Consider the following 20,842-nt stretch of genomic DNA (forward strand, 5'->3'; position numbering starts at 1 on the left):
CCCGGCCCTGCGGGACGTCCACCGACATCACCGTACGGATGCGGCCCTTGAAGTTCGGGGCATCAGCCCGGCCCTCCCAGCAGTTCTTCCATGCCCGAAAGTACGTCTTGAGCACCGCCTGCGCGGCCTGCGCGGGCAGCACGGCGAGAAAGCCGATGTCCTCGCGGGCCTGGCGAATCGCGGCGTCCGCGTGTCCGAGAGTCCGCTCTTCCTTCGGCATCATCTGCCACCAGGCGTGGAGAAGATTCCACATCGTGCGGGCCGCGTGCGCCTGATCATCAGTCTTCAACACCCCGGCAGGCGACAGCGCAAGCCGGGCACGATGCCCGAACTGCCGCTTGACCAGGGTGACTTGACTCATAATCGAGAGCCTAGCAAGGCTCATGTCACCGCACTGGACCGTTGTCAAGCAGTACATCGAGAACCAGCAGCGCCCCGTCTGACCATCACCACACAGGCGCAGAGCCCTCCGGCGCTCCGCGCCTCCGTGTGTCCGGTGGGCGCAACCGTCGGGGATCTGCGCCAGACAACCAAGGAATGGCCAGACTTGACGTACACCACAACGTCACGGCTTTCCAGCCTTGAGGACAGTGTCTACCCGGGTGGGGCGACCATGGCGTCGGATTGATTCGCGCGCCGAAGAGCGTCGGCAACGAATCCGCCGGCTTTCAGCTCCTCGACGACGTCCCTGAGGAACTGGACGGTCTCAGGGCGTCGGGTTGTGGTCGTGCCCACCGCCTGCTGAATCTGCATGAACCGGCCCTCGATCAGCCGGACTTCGGCATGCTTCGCGACGAACTCGGTCATCGGCTGCCTGATGCCGGCCGCGACCTCCAGGCCCTGAGCGCGGAACTCGTCGACTCCTTCCTCTCCGCGCACGACGCTCGCGTGCTGAAGGGTGCGGGAGAGAAAGAGGTCGTAGGCAGATCCACGCTTCACGCCGATACGCACGCCTGCACGGTCGACGTCAGCAGTCGTGGTGAAGGCTGAGTCGCCGGGCACGACGAACACCCCCTCGATCACGACATACGGTGCGGTGAAGGCAACCTCGGCCTCACGCGCGGGCTCGATGGCGAGGAAGCAAATGTCGGCCTTGCCCGCCGTCATCGCCTCGTACGACTTTCGTGCCGCGTCGAAGCAGACCAGTTCCACCGGCACATCCAGTCGCGCGCCGACCTCACGCGCGATGTCGACCGTGACGCCGGTCGGCGCCGTCGGCGTGCCCTGGGCCAGGACCGGGTTACCCAGATTGATTGAGGCCCGCAGCGCGCCATTCGGCGCCAGATCCCTGGTGATAGCAGCAGTCAAGATCGTCATGGAGCGGAGTGTAAGGGCATCTTGCGACTGGATACAGGACTGATCTCCCACCAACAGACCACTACCCTGGCGGCCAATTGCCATAAGCGGGAGGGGTGTTGCTCACAGCCCCGTCAGCCGGAGCCGTCTGCCGGCTACGGCCGGGGCGTGTTGCCGATGCGGGCGGTGAGCAGGGCGATGTCGTCGTCGGCGGATGCCGGGACCAGGCGGGTGATCAGCAGGTCGCACAGGTGGTCGAGCGGTCGTTGGGGTTCGGTGAGCAGGCGGGTGAGGTCGCCGAGGCGTTCGTCGATGTCGCGGCCGCGAGCCTCGATCAGGCCGTCGGTGTAGAGCACGAGGACGCTGCCGGGGGGCAGAGTGATGTCGGTGGTGGTGAAGTCGATGCCGCCGACGCCGAGAGGCGCGCCGGGCGGGGTCTTGATCAGGTGGACCGTGCCGTCCGGCTCTGCCGCGGCGGGCGGTGGATGCCCGGCACGGGTGATGGTGCAGCGGCCGGTGGTGGGGTCGCAGACGACGTACAGGAAGGTGGCGAGCATCGGCTCGGCGAGGTCGGCGAGGGTGGCTTCCAGCTGGTGCAGCAGTTCGGTCGGGGACATGTCGAGGCGGGCCAGGGCCCTGACGCTGGCGGAAAGTCGTCCCATGACCGCGGCGGCGGCGATGCCGTGGCCCATGACGTCGCCGATGAGGAGAGCTGCTTTGCCGCCGGGGAGGTGCAGTACGTCGTACCAGTCGCCACCGACTTCGTTGACATCGCTCGCGGGCAGGTAGCGGTGGGCGATGTCGATGCCGGGTGGCGGGGTGATGTGCTGCGGCAGCATGCTGCGCTGGAGGACGACCGCGGTCTCGTGTTCACGTAGGTAGAGGCGCGCGTTGTCGATGCTGACTGCGGCACGGGCGGCGAGTTCGCCGGCGAGGGTGACGTCGTCGGATCCGTAGGGGCCGACAGGTCGGGAGCGGTAGAAGCTGGCGATGCCGAGCACCAGGTCCCGGGCGACGAGCGGGACCATCATGAACGAGTGCACGCCCGCCTTGAGGAGTTGGGCCGGTGCGGTGGAGTGGCGGGCCGCAGGGGCGATGGCCCGTTCGTCGAGGCGGGCGATCAGGAAGGGCTGGCGGGCGGCGAGAGCCTGGATGTAGGGGGCGGCGGCGGGGAAGGCGAGGGTTCTACCGAGCGGGGCGAGAATGCCGGTGATGGTGGAGCCGGTGAGCGGGGCTTTGCCCAGGCGCCGCAGCGCCACGCCCCCGGCCAGCCCGGTCCCCGGCTCGTCGCCGCACGCAAGGGTGTCCAGGATGTCGACGCTGACGGCGTCGGCGAGCTCCGGAACGGCAAGGTCGGCCAGCTCCTGGGCGGTGCGCTCCAGCTCCAGGCTGGCGCCCATACGGACGCTGGCCTCGCTGAGCAGGGCGAGCCTGCGGCGGCCCGCCTCCGCCTCGGTGTGTGCCCGCTGCTGCTCGGTGATGTCGAGCAGGGAGGCGATCACACCGATCGGCCGGCCACCGGGATCTTCCACCCGCACATACGAGCACGACCACACCCGGTCGTGCTCCGGATCGGCCGGCGTTCGCCCGGAGCGTCGCCGGTCAAGGACCGGCTCCCCGGTGTCCAGCACCTGCCGCATCGCCTCCTCCATCTCGGCGGCGTTCACCTCAGGCAGCAATTCGGCCAGGCGACGGCCCACGTGTGCGGATTCCGGGAGGCCGTTCATCGCTTCGAGCGCCGGGTTGACCTGCAGGAACCGCAGCTGCGTGTCGAGGACGGCGATCCCGACCGGTGATCGGGAGAACAGCCCGTCCCACACGGCCGACGAGCCCCGGATGCGGCGCGCCGCATGGGCGTCGGCGGCGAAGACGAGCACCGCCGACGCTCCGTGCCGCCTGCCGTGTACTGGGCAGGCCCAGATCTCCAGTTCCAGCGGGTGGCCGTCGCGGTGCCAGGCGGTCACCGTGCCCATCACCCCGCGACCCGTGGCGGCGGTCTCCCAGAGCGACCGGCCGAGGCTCCTGTCGGCCCCAGGGTGCAGAAGATCGGCGATGTGCCGCCCTACCACCTCCGGCGGGGTGTAGCCGAGCAGTTCCTGCGCGGCATGGTTCCACCGCACGATCGTCCCATCAGGGCTGGTGGCCACCTGCGCCACCGACAGAGCCCCCAGCCACCCTCCAGCATCCTGGGCGGCACCGCTGATCAGCTCCCCGATCGGTATCTGCTCATCCATCCGCAACCCGCCCCCTCTCGGTCCGACAGCGGGCGTTCCGGCGCGGGCACGCACCCTCGCCTGGTAGTGCGCACACGGGAGGGGCGGGGCGCTTCGGCTGCGAACCGCTCCAGCAGACCCTGTCGGCCGGGTGGCTCCTGAGGAGCCGCCGTACCTTCCCGCTGTGCACGAACCGGAAGGGCGCCGCGCTCAGCCACTTCAGCCGCCCAGCAAGACCGACCTTCAGTCGCCCTTCCTCCACATACCCCATCCTGACTCTGTCGCTCCGGGATTGCCCCCCGGATACCGACACGGACAGTTACCGTCGTGTTGGCGGCCGTTGTCCAGCGCCGCCGTCGGCCAGGAGCGGGGCGTTGCGGCAGACACGGTCGATGCCCGCGGGCCTGCGGTGACCAGGCCGTGAAGGGAGAGCAGGGCAGGCGCCTGGCCCACCGCTGCCGCTTCGGTGCGTCGACAACTGGGTCGGATGCATATGGAATTGCCGCCCCTGCAGCGCGGAAGCCAGTGCCTACCGGTTGTCGGCCCGTTCCCGACTACGGTCCAGTCCGCGGAGCGCGGCCCGATCTCCGACATCGGCCGCCAGCCGGGCCAGGCGTTCGGCATCCTGGTGGTCCCCCGCGCGCTCCCGCATCTCGGTCAAGCTACGCAGTGCGTCCGTATTTCCGGCGCCGGCGGCCAGTCGGGCCAGGCGCTCGGCCCCGTGCCGGTCTCCCGTGCGCTCCCGCAGCTCGGCGAGTTCGCGGAGGGCATGGCGATCTCCCGCGTCGGCGGCGAGTCGGGCCAGGCGCTCGGCGTCCTGCCGGTCTCCGGCCCGCTCCCGCATACAGGCCAGCGTGGTGTAGCAGCGCGGGCTTCCCGTATCAGAAGCCAGCCGTGCCATCTCCTCCGCACCTTGGCGATCGCCTGCCCGCTCCAGCATCCTGGCCAGGGCGGTGTAAGCGCGGCGGTCTCCCGCTCCGACGGCCAGTCTGTAAAGGCGCTCGGCACCCTCGCCGTCCCCGGTCTGCTCGCGCCCCCGGCCCAGCCTGCGGAAGGCACCCCGGTCTCCGGCCTCGGTGGCCATTCGGGCCAGGCGCTCGGCGCCCTGCCGGTCTCCGGCCCGCTCCCGCATCCACGCCAACGCGGCGCAGCAGCGCGGGTCTCCGCCGTCGGCGGCCAGTCGGGCCAGGCGCTCGGCCCCGTGCCGGTCTCCGGCCCGCTCGCGCATTTCGGCCAGCATGGCGTAGGCGCCGGAGCTGCCGGCACGGGCGGCCAGCCCGGCCAGTCGCTCGGCTTCGTGGCACAGGCCCCTCGCCTCGGCTTCCCGACTCAGCCGGGCAAGATGGCCCGCCTCCTTGGCGTGGTCGGCTGCGGCGGTCCAGAACGACTGTGGGGGAGTGGCATGTTCCCGGATGGCGCGGCCGTGGGCGTCGAGGTAGTCGGCCAGGCGCGAGACACCCCGCTGCGCACCCATACCGCCTGGCCGAGCGACGGGTTCCAGGGCCGCGGCAACGCGCTGCACCCGGGCTCGGGCGTCGGCGAGGGCGGACACGAACCAGCGGGGGCCCGCCGCCGTGCGCTGCTCGTCCGTGAGGTACCCGGGGGCCGCGTCGCGCAAAAAGCCGTCGGGCAGGGGAGCGTCCCAACCCAGCCGGTAGGCGTCCATGGCGGCAGTGATGAGAGCACGCGTGTAGCAGGCAGGGGGCTCGTGGGCGGATTCGTAGCGGTCCACGAGCTGAAGGCCGGCGGCGAGGGTCTGGGTGATCTTCCCGTCCCGGGACGAGCGTCTGGCGGCCGTCAACGCGGGATCGCCGTCGAGGCTGTCCAGCGCCCGCAGGTCCCGCGCACCGAAGACGGGCGGGACGCGCACGACGGCGGTGGCACCGGTCAGGAGTGCACGGGCATGCCGGTGCGGGTCCACGTCGGCGACGGCGCGTTCACACGGGGGCGCGGTCAAGTCGGTGAAGGCGGCGTCCCACAAGGTGGCCACGACGATCACAGGGCCTGGCTGGGCCAGACGGGAGAGCAGGCCGGCGGCGAGGACTTCGCCCTCGCTCCCGGACAGAAGCTGGTGAGCGTCGTCGAGCCACAGGACGGTGCGCGGGACGAGCGCGCGGACGCCCATCACCTCCAGCGCACTCGACGCGGTACGGGGGAAAATGAGGTCCCACCCGCCCAGACCACCAACGTGCCGGACGGCTTCGTACGCGGCACGGGTCTTGCCCGTGCACGAGCTCCCACGCACCACCACCAGCACCGCCTCGGCACCCTCGGCCGCCGTACGCAGCACCTCGCGCAGCTTCTGGTCGTGGGCGCGCTCGACGTACGCGGGCAGCACGAACCCGGGAGTGTGCAAGCCCATGCCGGAGATGGACGGATGGACACGCAACCGAGCCGCCGTCCAGCGATCCAAGCGCTGGGGCGGGTCGGTCAGCGCACCGGAGCGGGCCCGGGCCTCGGCGCCGGCCAGGTCGGCGGCTGCCTGCCGGCCACGCCGCGCCTGTTCGGCCTCCCGTACCCTCGCCCGGTTGACCGCGGCATGCCGCTCCCGCCACCGTCGGGGATCGAGCAGCACCTCATAGTTGCCGACGCCGCCACGGGCGGCTGCCTGCCCGATCAGGGCTATCACGTCGGCCAAGACGCCCACGTCCGCCGGGAACGCCTTGCCGCTCAGCCAGTTGTCGATGGTGTTGTGCGAGCGCTGCGCGCGGGTCGCAAGGTCGCGCAAGGAGGGACGCACCTTCACCGGTAACTCTCGCCGCAGGTCTTCCACGCGCCTGAGATCCTCGAAGAACTCTTCCTCGAGCGCGGCCGCGCTGCTGTCCTCGGTCATGGCGCTACGGCCCGCCCCTCTCCAGCCGTCCAACGCGTCCACCGCGAGCGCATCGGGAGGCTGCCAGCCTAGGGCTGCCACCTGCGGTCCGGAACACCGCCCGTCCAACCTGCGGTGGGGAGGTCGATGGACATACCGGTGGACAGGCGCACTGGGAGAGTCCCGTACCACCGCACCTCCATCGGAGTCAGCGATGACCACTTCCCGCCTGCTGCTCGGCCTGCTGACCACACATGCAGTCGCCGTGCTGTTCAGTTGCACGGTGACCGCCGCAACGGTCCTCGTGATTACGCGTCAGGCCCTGCGGGGCACCCGGCCCCAGCACCGCGCCGCCATTCTCCGCTCGGTTGCCGAGATCGCCCGATCACTGCGTGGAAGGCAGTAGATGATGAGTGTCGCCTCCGAGGAATCAGGCGTCGGGAACGGTGAGATGCAGTTGACTGAGCCAGCGGAGCCGATTGCGGGCCGCATCGGCGAGCGCTTCCCCCGGCCCCCCGACGGCGGGCGGAACCCCCTGGACCGGCCGGACGGTGGCCTTGAGCAGGTAGTGGTTGCTCACGCTGGTGACGGCACTGGAGCTGTCGACCGCGGCGCCCCGACGCTGCCAGTTGCCGTCGGAGAAGAACAAGTGGTCCAGCTTCTTCCCGACCGGGAAACCGGGAGTGGTCGGCCGCCTGCGCCGGTCGCCCTCGAAGTTCCCCTTCGCCAGGGGCTCCAGGTAGATGCGGCCGAGCGTCCCCTGCCGTTCAGGTTGAGGTCACCGCCGAGGACGGTCCGCCATCCAGGCACCGCATTGACCGGCCTGCGCCAAGCATGGCTGGGGGCCATGGGCGGTCGAGCAGAAGATCGGCCGTTTCACACTGGCCTACGCTCCGCTGGGGGGAACCGCGTTCTGGACTACCTCGGGTCGAAAACAAGTTCCTTACGTTGCTGGTGGGTTGATTCCAGAATCGGCAAGAACCGCCTGCGACCTGGCTGAAGAACCGCAAGGGAGAGTCGGTTTCGCGACCACCCGCACACCGAGGTCATCCTGAGCAAGCCTGGCCCCGGCCCCGTCCTGGGCGCCGAGTTCATCGCCCACACCGGCGGCGACACACATGTCCGCCCAGGTCGCTGCCCGGCACTGCCCCGTCTCAAATGCGTTCTATGAACGCAAGAGGGCTGAGAGGAAGACTCCTCAAGCAGGCCGTCATTGCCCTCGCGCGCCGTCGCCAGAACGTCCTGTGGGCAGCGGGCACTCCTGCGCGACGGTCGTCCCTGCGAGAGTGGTCAGCAACCGTGCTGCCGGCCTGGGCCGAGGTGGCCACAGCCAGTCACGAACCAGGCTCACAACCACATTGGGAATCAGTATCCGGAAAAGCGTTTGACGCCCGCCGGCGTCCGGCGATCGGATGGCGGCCCATGAGCACAGGACAGATGCATCCCGGCCTGCACCCCATCGACGACGACCTCGTACGGCGGCTGATCGCCGGGCAGTTCCCCCAGTGGGCGGGGCTGGCGGTGGAGCGGTTTCCGTCCGGCGGCACGGTCAACGCCATGTACCGGCTGGGCGACTGCATGGTCGTACGGCTGCCGCTGGTGAAGGGCGGAGCCAAGGACGTATTGATGGAGCGGGAGTGGCTGCCTCGCCTCGCGTCCCGGCTGCCCACGGCCATCCCCGAGGTGCTCGGGGCCGGGGAGCCCGCCGAGGGGTATCCGTGGCCGTGGTCGGTGTACCGGTGGGTGGCGGGGGAGAACCCCGAGGCGGGGGCGCTGAGCGAGCCCGTGCTGCTGGCCAAGGATCTGGCCGAGTTCGTGACGGCGATACGGAACATCACCCTGCCGGGGGCGCCGGAGGCCCACCGCGGCGGGCCGCTCGCCTCGCTCGACGCGGAGACCCGGGCGGCGATCGAGGAACTGCGCGGGATCCCGCAGGAGAGCGTCGACTGCGATGCCGCGGCTGCCGTGTGGGAGGACGCGCTGCGGGCCCCGGCCTGGGACGGGCCGCCGGTGTGGCTGCATGCCGATCTGATGCCGGGCAATCTGCTCGTGGACGGTGGAAGGCTGACCTCGGTGATCGACTTCGGGTGCATGGGGGTGGGCGATCCGGCCTGCGACCTGTTCCCGGCGTGGAATCTGCTGCCGACCGATGCAAGGGAGGTCTTGCGCGAGACGCTCGGCGTGGACGACGCGACCTGGAACCGCGGCCGGGGGCGGACGCTCTCGCAGGCGCTGATTGCGCTGCCGTACTACCGGAGGACGAACCCGGCGATGGCGCACAACGCCCGGCACGTGATACGGGCGGTGCTGGGAGAGGACTGAGGCCTGATCACACCTTCAGCGGCTCCCCGTTGTGGTTTTGGCCTCGCCTCGGCTGGACCCCAGCATGCTCGTCCGGCGCCTCCGGGTGGCGGGCATTGATGTCTGCGACGCCCGGAAATCGGCCACCTCGGTGGTACGTCTCCTGGAGGCCGTTGTGACGGATGCGGCTATTCCGTGTCGCCGTAGGTCGCCCATCGTCCGATGGCGAAGCCTCCGCCATCCTGGCGGACCTCTACGACGCCCGCCCCTGCGAAGTGAGCAGGAACGACCAGCTCCCTTTCGGCAGATGCCCGTTCCAGGATGCGACGACGGCTGGCCGCGGCTTGTCCGGCGTCCAGGCAGAAGCAGCTGTTGCAGGAGGGCCTGAGGATCTGCACGGGACTGTGAAGAAGGTCGCCGACGAAGACCGCCCGGTCGCCCCCGGATGTGAGCTGTAGTACGGAAGAGCCGGGTGTGTGGCCGGGCGCGGACTCCAGGGTGAGGTGTTCGTCGATGCGGTGGATGCCGTCCCACAACGTGGTCTGTCCGGCCCGGTGGACGGGCGCGACACTGTCCTCGTAGATGAGCTGGTCGTCCTTCCGCAGGCCGTTCCCGTACGCATTGTCCGGGCCGAAGTGGAAGTCGTCGGCGGCCGGAATGAGGTATTGGGCGTTGGGGAATGTCGGCACCCACTCCCCATCGACGCCGACGGTGTTCCAGCCGACGTGATCGCCGTGGAGGTGGGTGTTGACGACGATGTCGACGTCCTGGGGGTGTACGCCGGCCCGTGCCAGACGTCCGAGGAAATCGCCTTGCCAGTGGTGGAAGTGCGGGGAACCGGGCCGCTCTCGCCCATTGCCCACTCCCGTGTCGACGAGGACAGTGCGTCCGCCGCTGCGCAGCACCCACGTCTGTAGTGCCATCACCGCGCTGTCGCTCTCCGGTTCCCAGTGGTCCGGTGCAAGCCAGTCTCTGTTGTCCTTCCACACCTCCGCTCCGGACTCCGGAACGATGCCGAGGGCGGGCGCGAAAGGGCCCTGCCACTCGATGACTCGTACGATCTCGACGTCTCCCAGCACAATGCGCTGCGCACTCTCGCTCTTCATGTCATCGACTCTAGGGAGAGTGATTGAGCCTCTCAATGCTCTTCCAGCTCTTCTGAATACGCGTCCGTCTCACCCTTGATGCCGGAGATAGTCTGATGTGATGGATGTGGTGAGCGACGCGATCTCGACCGTACGCATCGGACAACCCTCCTCCAACCGGGTGCGGATGAGCGGGAGCTGGTGTACTCGGCTCGCACCGTACGACGGCGCGGGGTTCCACGTGGTGCTGGAGGGCAACTGCTGGCTGCTGCCCGACGGCGGCTCCCCGGTCTCGTTGGGGGTGGGGGACGCGGTGCTGTTGCCCCACGGCACAGGGCATGTGATTGCCGACTCGCCCGCCGACGCGGTGGCCGTGGAGCGGGCGGTGCCCTTCGACCGGTGGGCCGAGAGGCAAGGGGCGGGCCGACCCCGAGCCGCCTCCGGGGAGGTGGAGATGCTGTGCGGCAAGTACAGGCTCGACCACAGTCGCGTACACCCGCTCATGGCGGAACTGCCGAAGCTCGTCCACCTGCCGAACCGTGCGGGCAGTCGCCCCGAACTGCGCGCCGCAATCGACCTGTTGGGGGGTGAGCTGGGTGAACAGCGGCCCGGCTCCTGCGTCGCAGTCCCCAGCCTGCTCGACCTCCTCCTCGTCTACATGATCCGGTCGTGGGTGTCCGAGGGCAGGACCGGGGTGTGGCCGACCGTACTGGGCGACCCGGTGGCGTCCGCCGCCTTGCGGGCGCTGCACTCCGACCCGTCCGCGCCTTGGACCAACGACCGCCTGGCCGCCGAGGCAGGTGTCTCCCGTCCTACCCTGGCCCGCCGTTTCACGGCCCTGGTCGGGCGACCTCCGATGGCGTACCTGACCTGGTGGCGCCTGACGTTCGCTGCCACGCTGCTCCGGGACACCCGGGACCCACTTGCCACCATCGCCCGCCGTGTTGGTTATGGCACGCCGTACGCTCTGTCGCACGCCTTCAGCCGGGAGTTCGGGACTACACCGGGGCGGTACCGGGCAGCCGCTGCAGGGGGAGAGCCGGCCCCGTGACGATGCTCGGTGTTGAGCCCGCGGCAAGGGGCAGCATTCAGTAGCGTCTGTCTGAACGAGGTGATCGGGCCGTCATCGTGCCGCTTGCGGGTCGCAGGAGGCGGCATGTGGGCGCGTGGACGGCGGGCGGAGGTCAGGACGCATGCTTGCCCTCCGCCGCTCTGGGTGCGAGCGCGGCGCGCGCCGCCCTGTATCCGGGGTGGCCCCACCGACGGGCTTTCGCGCGAGCGGGCGCGGCCGGGGCCCGGCGGATGCCGAGCGTGTATCCGCAGTGGGGGCCGAAAACCTGTTGGCCGAGGCTATTTGACATGCCAAGCTGATCAACATCAAAGGGGTGTAGCTCAGAGGCCAGAGCGCCGGTCTCCAAAACCGGATGCCGCAGGTTCGACTCCTGTCACCCCTGCCACCTGCCGCCACCGTTGCGGCATCTTCAGGTCCGCCGAGCGAGCCTTCGCTCCAGCCCTGACCTCTGGCAAGACCGGTGCGCCAAGGTCATCCGCGCCAAGGGCGAATGCGAGGCCGCCGAGACGCTGGCAACGCCGCGGTGAGGCTCGAGGGCCACCCGGCTGCTCTGCACCTCAGGATCCTTTCCACGATGTCGGAGATCTCCAGCGACGGGAAGTCCACTCGCATTTTCCCGCAGCCGATGGAGATCCTCCGCCTCGTCGACATGCTCCGAACGTAGGAACGCCACGCTCCCTGCCACCGGCCCCGGCGAGCGAGACTGGCAGTGGGCGGACATCCTGCCGGTCCGGTCCCGGGGAGGCCCCCAGGGCGTACCGGTTCGGGTGGAGGACCGCCTGCTTCGGTCCTCGGGAGACGGTTATGAACAGCTCGGTACGGATCGGACGAGTCCAGGGGGTGCCGCTGCGCATTCACTGGACCGTGCCCCTGCTCGTAGTGCTCTTCGGATACAGCCTGGGGAGCCAGACGCTCCCAGCCTGGATTCCGGGACAGTCGAACGCCACATACACGGTCGGCGGCCTGGCTGGTGCACTGCTGCTTCTGGGGAGCCTGCTGGCCCATGAGGCCGCCCACGCGATCATGGCCCGGAGGAAGGGCATCCCGGTTCAGAACATCACGCTCTGGGCGCTGGGCGGGATGACGGAGATGGGCAGGCCGCACGCGCCCGGTGTGGCGTTCCTCGTAGCCATCAGCGGGCCGCTCACCAGCCTGGTCGTGGGCGCAGCGGCGCTCGGGGCAGGCCTCGGGCTGGACGCCGTGTTCGGCTGGGCGGCGCCCGCGGCTGTCCTGGTGTGGCTGGGGTGGGTGAACTTTGTGCTGGGAGCGTTCAATCTCCTGCCTGCCGCACCGCTCGATGGAGGGCGGGTGGTGCAGGCGGTGATGTGGTGGCGTACCGGAGACCGGGACCGGGCCGAACGAGCAGCCGCACGCAGCGGGCAGGTTTTCGGCTTCCTGCTGATCGCCTTCGGATGGCTCTCGGTGTTGCGCGGCGCATTGGGCGGTCTGTGGCTGATGGTCGTCGGCTTCTTCATCATGATCGTCGCCAACGCGGAGCGGCAGCACGCCGGGATGGCCGCAGCCCTGCGCGGAATACGAGCAGTCGATGCCATGTCGAGGCCCGTGGAAACCTGCCCCGACTGGGTGAGCGTGGAACGTTGCGTCGACGAGGTGGCGGTGCGGGCCCGCCACTCGACCCTGCCCCTGATCGACTTCGAGGGACGCCCCAGCGGCATGGTTCACCTGCCGCAGCTCGCGAAGACGCCGGTGCCGCAGCGGGAGACGCTGCGCGTGCGTGACGTGGCAACCCCGCTGTCGCAGTGCACCACATGCGCGCCGGACGACCTCCTGGAAGACGTACTGGAAAAGGTCCACCCCGGCAGCGGAATGCGGATCCTCGTCATCGATGGCAGGCGCCTGGTGGGCATCATCACCGCACGTGACCTCTCCCGGCTCGTCCAGCGCAACGCACTTCGCGGCACGGACAGCCAGTGAGCACGTGCGTGCTGGTTGGCGGGCCGCCGACAACGCGATGCTCGGCGCCGCCGATGCCACTGAGGACCCGCGGGACCGCGCTTCAGGTAGTGCGTCTCGATCGCAAGATCTGCGACTGAGCCGGCGAACGTGCTCAACTCATGTTGTGGCTTCGGTCGTTTGTTGTGGCTTCGGTCGTTCCGCCCGTCACAGTGAGGGCTCCCACAGTGAGGGCTCCGCTGCTCAGGGCGTAGGTGCGGGTGTTGTCTCGTTGTCGTCGGTCGTGTGGGGGCGGCTGGTGCCTTGGAAGGCTTCGGTGCGTAGCCGGAAGCGCACAGGGCTGGTGCCGTGCAGTGCGCGCAGGCGCCACGCGCTGTTTTCGGCGTCCTTCGGGGGAGGCGGCACAGCCAGATGGAGAAGGGCCGCGGCGTCTTGGTGGATGCCGTAGCGGCTGTGCGCAGCCCTGTGTTCGCCATCCGGAGTTCAGCCTCCGACACCGGGCCCAGGGGCCGTGCGGGTGCCGAAGAAGGGGCGGGACAGACCTGATGAGTGTCTGTGCCCGCGCCCGGGTGTTTTCTGCGATGTACGGCTGGTCGGCCATGTCCCGTAGTGGTGCTGCGAACCAGGCTGCGGAGAAGACGGCTTCTCAACGACCACGGCGGAGCCGGCCGGCGGTTGCGGGCCGTCGATGTCAGCGGTTGCGTGGGGCTACCAGGCCGGATTCGTAGGCGAGGACCACGAGTTGGGCCCGGTCACGGGCATGGAGTTTGGTCATGGCCCGGTTGACGTGGGTTTTGGCGGTCATTGGGCTGATCACCATACGGTCGGCGATCTGGTCGTTGGACAGGCCCTGCGCGACCAGGGCGACAGCCTCGCGTTCGCGACCGGTCAGCCCTTCCAGCTCCGTCGCGGCGCCGGTGTGGAGCGGCTGGGCGACGTACCGGTTGATCAACTTGCGGGTGATCGACGGTGCGAGCAGGGCGTCGCCGCGGGCGGCGACACGTACGGCGTGCAGGAGGTCTTCCGGCACGATGTCCTTGACGAGGAATCCCGCGGCGCCGGCCCGCAGAGCGTCGAAGACGTATTCGTCGAAGCCGTAGTTGGTCAGGATGACTACGTGCCCCCGGGCCAGGGCCGGGTCCGCGGCGATGAGCCGGGTCGCCTCGATGCCGTCGACGACGGGCATCTGGATGTCGATGAGCGCGATGTCGGGCAGGTGTTCCCTGGCGAGCGCCAGGCCCTCCTTTCCGTCGGCGGCCTCGGCCACCACCTCGATGTCGTCCTCGATGTCGAGGAGCGCGCGGAATCCGCTGCGCAGGAGCGGCTGGTCGTCGACCAGCAGGACACGGATCATGGGGTTCGGTCCACGGGGAGTTCGGCCTGGACGGTGAAGCCGCCCTCGCTGCGCGGTTCCGCGCGCAGGCGACCGCCGAGGGCGGTGACGCGTTCACGCATTCCGAGCAGCCCGACGCCGGGCACCGGGGCCGTGTCCGGCGTGGCCTTGCCGTCGTCATCGACTCGTACGGCGAGGGCGTCCGGACGGTAGTCGATCCGGACCGACGCCGTAACGGCGGCGGCGTGACGGGCGATGTTGGTGAGCGACTCCTGAACGATCCGGTAGACGGTCCGGTCCACCGCGGCCGGCACGTCCTGGCGTTGTCCTTCGATCGTCAGTGTCGCGTCCAGGCCGGTGTTACGGGCCCGTTCCACCAGGTCCGGGACGTGGTCGAGCCCATGCGGCGGAGCCTTGCCGTCGTCGCGCAGCGCCTCCAGGGTCGCTCGCAGTTCCCGGGTCGCCTCACGACCGGCCTCCCGGATCACAAGGAGGGCCTCCGGCACCGGTTCGCCCCGCTTGCGGGCCACGTGGACGGCCGCCTCGGCCTGCACCTTGATGACCGAGATCTGGTGGGTGAGCGAATCGTGCAGCTCCCGCGCGATGTGCAGCCGCTCCTCGTCGGCGCGGCGCCGTGCGGTCTCCTCCCGGGTGCGCTCGGCCTCGTCCGCCCGCCGCTCGGCCTGCCGCAGCGCTTCGCCCGCGGCGCCGGCTGCGATCAACCAGGCCAGTTCGAGGGCGCCTCGGGCCTGCGCGAACGCCTCGCCCGTGTCGTGCAGGCCCGAGGCCAGGGCCGCGAGGGGGAGAGCGGCCAGCAGGGTCACGCTCGCCGCCACTGTGATGGTGCGGTGTCCCGCCCGTACGGCTGCGTACACCGCGAAGAGGTACGCGACGGCAGGCACATCGAAACCGGCCGCCTGGTAACCCACCGCGCACAGCCCGGTAATGGCCAGGACGGGAACCGGAGCCCGGCGGCGCGCGGCCAGCGCAAGGCCGCCGGCCGCAAACAGCGCACAGCCGAGGAGGTCGAGACTCGTGGTGGCGTGCTGCTCGGACAGCCCGGTGACCAGCAGCGTCGCCGCCACGCTGACGGCGATCGCCCAGTCTTTGACATCTGCCCGGACACCCAACCGTCCTGTACTCATGCGCGCACCCTAGCCAGATGCTGCTGCAAGCGAGTCCCTCTCGCGGACGAGCGGCCGGCTACCGCGCACGCAGTACCTTCCCGGCGCCTGCGGCATCTGCAGCAGCCGGGTGCGCCACCTGCGGCAGCGCGAAGTGCCTCCGTCTGCAGGACGACCGGCGGAGCGCCCGGCGACATGATCAGGCGACATCCAAACCTCGGAAACGAGACGCACGAAAGAGGAGAGGGACATGAGCTCATCAGGAGCCCTGAGGCCAGTCCGACTTGCGCTTGCCGTGTCCGGAGCTGCCTTGCTCGGAGTGTTCGGGCTCGCTGCACCGGCGGCCGCGCACGTCTCCGTCGCCGCCGGTGGTATCGGCACCGGCTCGGGGCGACTAGGGGCCATCGTGGCCGCGGTGGTGGGGCTGATCGGCGTGGTCATCGGTGGGCTTGCTCTGGCCCGCTCCGCCGGTCGTATCGGCACCGGCTCCGGGCGAGCCGGGGCCATCGTGGCCCTGGTGGTGGGGCTGATCGGCATGGTCCTCGGTGGGCTGGCTCTGGCCCGCTCCCGCCACACCGGCTGACCGGCCATGGTGCCGGGTAAGTGCCCGTGTTGTGGTTCCTGCCCCTCCTGGGCGCGTTCCGGCGGGCGCAGGGCCGCCGCCGGATCCGCCCGCCGTGGATCGCCACGGGCAGCAGTACTGCGGCGACGGCCAGCTGCCCTCCAACCAAAGCTTGATACATCTCTCTGCACATGAGGTCGTACGCACTTTGGAAAGCTCTGGCAAGATTTTCGTAGGCGACGATCACCGTGGAGCGGTGGAATGGTCCGGGTAGTGGCGGCGTAAGTGTGCGATCAGCACGACTCGCTGGCGCAGGAGTGGGCGGTCCGACGCCTGCGGGGCCTCCCTGATTCGCGCTTCTGGAGCACGTCCGTGATGCGGCAGGTGACGAGATGGCTGAGCCAGCCCGGCAGCGGGTCGGCGTCGTCGGCCTTGAGCATATTGGCGAACTGGCGAACTGGCGCTCTTCCGCCTCGTCAGGCGGGGCCCTTCTTGCCCAGGAACCGGCGGAGCTTCGTCAGCGGCCACGTGTTGATGACGTCGTCCGTCGTCAGCCAACCGCGCTGCGCGGTTGCCACCCCGTAGCGCATGTACGGCAGATGTGTGATGGCGTGCGCGTCGGAGTTCACGGCGAACTTCACGCCGTACCGTTTCGCGCGCAGGATGTCCTCGTCACACAGGTCGAGCCGCTCGGGATGCGCATTGATCTCCAGAGCGGTGCCCGCCCGTGCGCAGGCCTTGAAGACCGCGTCGAAGTCGGCATCGATGCCCGGGCGTTTGCCGATCCTGCGGGTTGTGGGGTGGCCGATGACGGCGACATACGGGTTCTCGCAGGCGCGGATGAGACGGCGGGTGAGCTCCCGCCTGCTCTGGTTGAAGTGGGAGTGGACCGAGGCCACACAGATGTCGAAATCCGCGAGGAACTCGTCGGGCCAGTCCAGGGTGCCGTCCGGGCCGATGTTGAGTTCCGTGCCGTGCAGCAGCCGCATCTTGTGGTGCGCGCCGTCGAGTGCGCGTACTCGCTCGCGCTGGGCGAGGATCTTCTCACTCGTCATGCGCTGCATGTACAGGTTCGGGGCGTGGTCGGTGACGGCGTAGTACGTATAACCGCGGGCGGCAGCAGCGGCGATCATGTCCTCCAGCGGGGCCAGCCCGTCGGTGAAGTCGGTGTGGGTGTGCAGATCGCCGCGGATGTTGTGCTCCGTCAGGAGGTCGGGGAGTTCGCCGCGCAGCGCGGCCGCGATCTCGCCGCGGTCCTCGCGTAGCGTCGGCGGTATCCAGGGCAGTCCGAGCCGGGCGTAGATCGCCTCCTCCGTCTCGGAGGTGATGCTCTCGCCGCTCTCGGCGTCGAAGAGCCCGTATTCTGACAGCTTGAGCCCTTGACGCCCGGCAAGTTCGCGCGTGCGGATGTTGTGCGCCTTGGAGCCGGTGAAGTACTGGAGCCCCGCGCCCCAGGAGGCCGGTGGGAGAACCCGTAGATCCACCTGGAGACCCGTGGTTGTCCGTACGGAGGTCTTCTTCTCCCCGTGTGCGATGGCCTCGGCAGTCTGCGGAAGGGCGGTGAGGGCGTCCATGAACGGGGCCGACCGGTGTGCCGCCACCAGGATGTCGACATCGCCGATGGTCTCCTTCATACGGCGCAGGGACCCCGCGTAGGTGCACCGGACGCAGCCGCGGATGTCCGACAGCTCGGCGACGAGCTGTTCGGCGATGTCCATGGCAGCGCTGACGAGGATCCGGCCCTCACCGGCCTTCTGCAGCACGGAGATGCCGTGCAGGACGTTGTCCTCGGTCCGCTCTCCGAAGCCCTTCAGATCGCGGAGCCGTTCCTGGCGGATGGCGTCGAGCAGCTGGTCCACGGAGGTGATGTCCAGCTCCTCGTAGAGAACCATGGCCTTGCGGGGGCCGAGCCCCGGAATCGTGATCAGCTCGCGCACTCCGGCCGGCACGGACGCTCTGGCCTCGTCGACGACGGACATGCGGCCGGTCCGCAGGTACTCCAGGATCTTGTCGGCGACCGATTTGCCGACGTTCGGGATCTCGCACAGCCCCTTGGCGTCGAGTTTCGAGACATCCTGCGGGTAGCCCCCGACGGCACGGGCGGCCTTTTCGTAGGCGCGCGCCTTGAAGGCCTCCCCGCCCCGGATCGCGATGAGGTCGGCGTACTCCTGGAGCAGTGCCTCGACCTGGTCGTTGGCTCGGGCCATACCTCCAGAGTGCCCCCGCCCGCCCCGGGCAGGCACACCGGGCGCCCGGGTCGCGGGCACGGCATGACCGGCGACTGACAAGGGTGATTCCGGCGGTGATGGCGTCCAGGTCTCGGCGGAGGAACCAGCCATGCTGCCCGCCCGGACCCGCCACCCCGGCCGCACCCGCCCGTGCCGCGTCCGGGCGACCCGGACGACAGGGTTGCAGCGAGGCCGAGGAGGCTGGACAACTGCCACGTCAGGGCGTGATCTCCAGCGAGGGTCGGCCTGCGCCGGAGCTCGGGCGGCGGAGGTGAGGCGGCGTAGCATCGAATGAGAGGCAGCGCACCACCATAAGGAGGTGTTGTTCATGCCCGAGGCTCGTGGAATCGGGCACGTCGCCCTGACCGTGAGCGACGTGAAGCGCAGCGCGGAGTTTTACAACCGGCTGTTGGACACACAGACGGTTCTCGATGTGGAGGACGAATACGGACCGTTCGTGGTCGACGCATCCCCGTCGTTCGTCCTCGGCTTCCGCAGGCATGAGGCGACGAGCCAAGCGGATGTGTTCGACCCGACGCGCGTCGGGCTCGACCATTGCGGGTTCCATGTCGCCGACCGGGGTCAACTGGAGGCCTGGGAGGCCCGGCTCGACGAGCAGGGGGTGTCGCACTCCGGCATCGTCGAGGACCCGTTCGGACTCCATCTCAGCTTCAAGGATCCGGACAATATCGCCCTGGAGTTCTTCTGCCCGGCGGAACAGGGCTGACCCAGGACTGAATCGCATGGCAATGACAGCCGCCCCCAACTTAACCGGACGGCCCGGACAGACTCCTGTTCAGCTGTGGCTGCTGGGTCTTCGCGGACGGGGTGGACAACGATGCCGTGGTGGGCGCCGTATACAGATGCGCGCTGCGCCGGACGCCCTCCAGCTCAAAGCCGGAGTTGGCGGCCACCCTGCAGGACGCCTCATTGCGGTCCGAGTGGACAAGTTCAAGACGGTGGAACCCGGCTTCATCCAAAGCCCAGTTGGACAACCTGGTGAGAGCACGCGGGGCAACACCTTGGCCACGGGCGTTGGGTAGAACCCAGTACGCACACTGAGCGAGACCATGGAAAGGATCCATCCCGGCGCAGCGCCACCCGGCCAAGGATCTCGACACCGGCGGCACGGGTGATCGCCCCCTGGGCCGTACACTCCTCCTGCCACTGCCGGTCGGCGGCCGTGATCCGCACTTGAGCCTCCACCGGCGAAGTCACACGGCGCATGTGCCGGCGCCGGATCGTTGAGTCCTCGTAGGTGCCCTGCATGACAGCGGCGTTATCCTGCGCCCAGGGCCGCAACCCCCTGGGTCCCTTCGTTCCATACGGGGGTTAGGGGAAGAAGGAGCGGAGGGCGCGTTCCGTGCCTCCGGAACGGCCGTCACGGACCCCAGTGCATCACCCGTAAGCGAGACAGCCTGGCCCAAGTGGCGTCTCATATGCGGGAGTTCAACGTGGCGACACGCAACACCACGGAGAGGTAGCCGCCTACGCACGCGCCTTCGAATGTCCGCGTCGGTGCGGGCGGAGAGGTAGCGCGGTCTCAGGGACACTTCAGGCCCACTCCCTTGCACGGCCGCCCCGGGCTTGGGCAGGCGAGGGAGGGACAGAATCCGGATCGGTCGGTGTGGAGGCCGCCTGCCCGGCCTGCCTGGGCTCAGCTGCGGACGGGGTGAGGACCACGAAGTCGGCGTTCGACGGGTCGAGGCAGATGGCCAGCCGGCCGACGCCTTCCACGTCCTCCGGTCCCATCTGCACGCTGCCGCCGTTCTGGGTGACCTTGGCGATCGTGGCGTCGCAGTCGGCGACGGCGAAGACGGGGTGCCAGTACGGCCGTCCGTTCGCGAGGGCGAGGTTCTCCTCGGGCAGCTCCATGAGGCCGCCGTGCATGCGCTCCTCGGGAAGTCCGGCGGGAGTGATGAGGGCGTACGTGCCCCCGCCGCCGGGCAGCTCCATGTCGTTGAACTGCCAGCCGAGCAGCTCCCTTCTCGCATGCGAGCCGACGCAGGCCCGGTCTCTCGGACCTCGTGGTCATCGCGGCCCGGTCCACTTCCCATGCCACGCCGTAGCTACCATTCCGGGCCGGACGGAGACACTGCGGGCGACCTGGGCGACCTGGGCGAACGCCGGACTCCGGTGTCGCGTTCCTCTGTCTCAACTGGGTCATTCATGCGAGGGCCCTGTCATTTCACGGGCGCCACGGTCAGCGCGGCTGGCGTAGTCCTGCGACGAGGAGCTCGACCAGTCGGCGTGCGTCGTAGCGGGGGTCGCTGTCGGCGCCTACGCAGAGGTTTCCGACGCCGCGCATGAGTTGGTAGGCGTTGAGGTCGGAGCGGATCTCACCGGAGGCGGCGGCAGCGTCGAGGAGCTGGGTGCACACCGGCAGGAGACGGTCGAGGAAGTAGGCGTGCAGCGTTTCGAAGCCGGCGTTGTCCGTCTGCAGCGCGGCCGCGAGGCCGTGCTTGGTGACCAGGAAGTCGACGAAGAGGCCGACCCACCGTCCGAGGGCGGCGTGAGCTGTCGGGCTGGTCGCCAGCAGGGCCGGGCCGGCCTCGGCGCAGGCATCGACCTGGTGGCGGTAGACGGCGATGACGAGGTCCGCCCGGGTGGGGAAATGGCGGTAGATCGTGCCCATCCCGACGCCGGCCTCGGCCGCGATGTCGCGTACCGGCGCTTCCACGCCCGAGGTGACGAAGACCGCGGCGGCCGCATCCAGCAGGGTCTGCTGGTTGCGCCGGGCGTCCTTGCGCTTGGACCCGGCTGCGCCTCCCGCGCCCTGTCCGCTGTCGTTCACCGCGGCGCTCCTTCCGTAACTGACCTTGCAAAGCGGAACACGGCTCCGTATCGTAAACGGAGCGACGTTCCGTTTTGCTCATGATGCCAGAACCGGGGCCCGGTAACC

The 20,842-nt window shown here is 69.4% G+C and carries 16 protein-coding genes, 1 tRNA gene and 2 pseudogenes; 7 read left to right on the top strand and 12 right to left on the bottom strand.

Annotated features, from left to right (window positions below):
- From J7I98_RS21085 to J7I98_RS21100, 4 genes and pseudogenes are all read right to left on the bottom strand, one after another.
- Positions 1 to 361: pseudogene (locus tag J7I98_RS21085) on the bottom strand (RNA-guided endonuclease TnpB family protein); the annotation flags it as partial.
- 233 nt (positions 362 to 594) lie between these two features.
- Positions 595 to 1,317: a transporter substrate-binding domain-containing protein gene (locus J7I98_RS21090; RefSeq protein WP_214922566.1), complete on the bottom strand. Its 723-nt coding sequence runs from the start codon at positions 1,315 to 1,317 to the stop codon at positions 595 to 597.
- A gap of 134 nt (positions 1,318 to 1,451) precedes the next feature.
- A complete protein-coding gene (locus J7I98_RS21095; RefSeq protein WP_214922568.1) occupies positions 1,452 to 3,530 on the bottom strand; it encodes a SpoIIE family protein phosphatase in 2,079 nt (692 codons plus the stop codon).
- Between the two features lie 508 nt (positions 3,531 to 4,038).
- Complete coding sequence (locus J7I98_RS21100; RefSeq protein WP_214922570.1) at positions 4,039 to 6,342, bottom strand: hypothetical protein; 2,304 nt, start codon at positions 6,340 to 6,342, stop codon at positions 4,039 to 4,041.
- A gap of 193 nt (positions 6,343 to 6,535) precedes the next feature.
- Here J7I98_RS21100 and J7I98_RS21105 point away from each other — a divergent pair, with 193 nt between their 5' ends.
- Positions 6,536 to 6,727 carry a hypothetical protein gene (locus J7I98_RS21105; protein ID WP_214922572.1) on the top strand — a complete coding sequence of 64 codons (192 nt, stop codon included), beginning with the start codon at positions 6,536 to 6,538 and terminating at the stop codon, positions 6,725 to 6,727.
- Between the two features lie 24 nt (positions 6,728 to 6,751).
- Here J7I98_RS21105 and J7I98_RS21110 read toward each other — a convergent pair whose 3' ends face one another.
- Entirely contained in the window at positions 6,752 to 6,970 is a 219-nt protein-coding gene (locus tag J7I98_RS21110; protein WP_214922574.1) for a hypothetical protein, read from the bottom strand.
- A 773-nt stretch (positions 6,971 to 7,743) separates the two neighbouring features.
- On the opposite strand from J7I98_RS21110, the gene J7I98_RS21115 reads away from it, so the two are divergent.
- Entirely contained in the window at positions 7,744 to 8,643 is a 900-nt protein-coding gene (locus tag J7I98_RS21115) for an aminoglycoside phosphotransferase family protein (protein WP_214922577.1), read from the top strand.
- 167 nt (positions 8,644 to 8,810) lie between these two features.
- On the opposite strand, the gene J7I98_RS21120 is transcribed toward J7I98_RS21115, so the two are convergent.
- Positions 8,811 to 9,728 (bottom strand): MBL fold metallo-hydrolase, encoded by a 918-nt coding sequence (locus J7I98_RS21120; protein ID WP_214922579.1) that lies wholly within the window; start codon positions 9,726 to 9,728, stop codon positions 8,811 to 8,813.
- Between the two features lie 100 nt (positions 9,729 to 9,828).
- Here J7I98_RS21120 and J7I98_RS21125 point away from each other — a divergent pair, with 100 nt between their 5' ends.
- The 3 genes from J7I98_RS21125 to J7I98_RS21135 all read left to right on the top strand — a co-directional run bounded on the left by J7I98_RS21125 (position 9,829) and on the right by J7I98_RS21135 (position 12,714).
- Entirely contained in the window at positions 9,829 to 10,758 is a 930-nt protein-coding gene (locus J7I98_RS21125; RefSeq protein WP_214922581.1) for an AraC family transcriptional regulator, read from the top strand.
- A gap of 330 nt (positions 10,759 to 11,088) precedes the next feature.
- Positions 11,089 to 11,164, top strand: a tRNA-Trp gene (locus J7I98_RS21130).
- A 419-nt stretch (positions 11,165 to 11,583) separates the two neighbouring features.
- Complete coding sequence (locus J7I98_RS21135; RefSeq protein ID WP_214922583.1) at positions 11,584 to 12,714, top strand: site-2 protease family protein; 1,131 nt, start codon at positions 11,584 to 11,586, stop codon at positions 12,712 to 12,714.
- Between the two features lie 670 nt (positions 12,715 to 13,384).
- On the opposite strand, the gene J7I98_RS21140 is transcribed toward J7I98_RS21135, so the two are convergent.
- Complete coding sequence (locus tag J7I98_RS21140) at positions 13,385 to 14,047, bottom strand: response regulator transcription factor (protein ID WP_214922586.1); 663 nt, start codon at positions 14,045 to 14,047, stop codon at positions 13,385 to 13,387.
- Positions 14,044 to 15,171 (bottom strand): sensor histidine kinase, encoded by a 1,128-nt coding sequence (locus tag J7I98_RS21145; protein ID WP_214922588.1) that lies wholly within the window; start codon positions 15,169 to 15,171, stop codon positions 14,044 to 14,046. Before J7I98_RS21145 ends, J7I98_RS21140 begins: the two co-directional genes overlap by 4 nt.
- A gap of 229 nt (positions 15,172 to 15,400) precedes the next feature.
- On the opposite strand from J7I98_RS21145, the gene J7I98_RS21150 reads away from it, so the two are divergent.
- The gene (locus J7I98_RS21150; protein WP_214922589.1) at positions 15,401 to 15,733 is read left to right on the top strand and encodes a DUF6223 family protein; all 333 of its coding nucleotides are present in this window, start codon (positions 15,401 to 15,403) and stop codon (positions 15,731 to 15,733) included.
- Positions 15,734 to 16,188: 455 nt separating this feature from the next.
- Here the strand turns inward: J7I98_RS21150 and polX are convergent, their stop codons facing one another.
- Positions 16,189 to 17,919 (bottom strand): DNA polymerase/3'-5' exonuclease PolX, encoded by a 1,731-nt coding sequence (polX, locus tag J7I98_RS21155; protein ID WP_214922591.1) that lies wholly within the window; start codon positions 17,917 to 17,919, stop codon positions 16,189 to 16,191.
- A gap of 349 nt (positions 17,920 to 18,268) precedes the next feature.
- On the opposite strand from polX, the gene J7I98_RS21160 reads away from it, so the two are divergent.
- Entirely contained in the window at positions 18,269 to 18,667 is a 399-nt protein-coding gene (locus J7I98_RS21160) for a VOC family protein (RefSeq protein WP_214922593.1), read from the top strand.
- Positions 18,668 to 18,707: 40 nt separating this feature from the next.
- Here J7I98_RS21160 and J7I98_RS41175 read toward each other — a convergent pair whose 3' ends face one another.
- The 3 genes and pseudogenes from J7I98_RS41175 to J7I98_RS21175 all read right to left on the bottom strand — a co-directional run bounded on the left by J7I98_RS41175 (position 18,708) and on the right by J7I98_RS21175 (position 20,734).
- Entirely contained in the window at positions 18,708 to 19,025 is a 318-nt protein-coding gene (locus J7I98_RS41175) for a GNAT family N-acetyltransferase (RefSeq protein WP_214922595.1), read from the bottom strand.
- A 580-nt stretch (positions 19,026 to 19,605) separates the two neighbouring features.
- Positions 19,606 to 19,920: pseudogene (locus tag J7I98_RS21170) on the bottom strand (VOC family protein); the annotation flags it as partial.
- Between the two features lie 223 nt (positions 19,921 to 20,143).
- Positions 20,144 to 20,734: a TetR/AcrR family transcriptional regulator gene (locus tag J7I98_RS21175; RefSeq protein ID WP_214922597.1), complete on the bottom strand. Its 591-nt coding sequence runs from the start codon at positions 20,732 to 20,734 to the stop codon at positions 20,144 to 20,146.
- Positions 20,735 to 20,842 lie beyond the last annotated feature (108 nt).

The organism is Streptomyces sp. ISL-98 (genome assembly GCF_018614055.1).
Taxonomy (GTDB): domain Bacteria; phylum Actinomycetota; class Actinomycetes; order Streptomycetales; family Streptomycetaceae; genus Streptomyces; species Streptomyces spiramyceticus.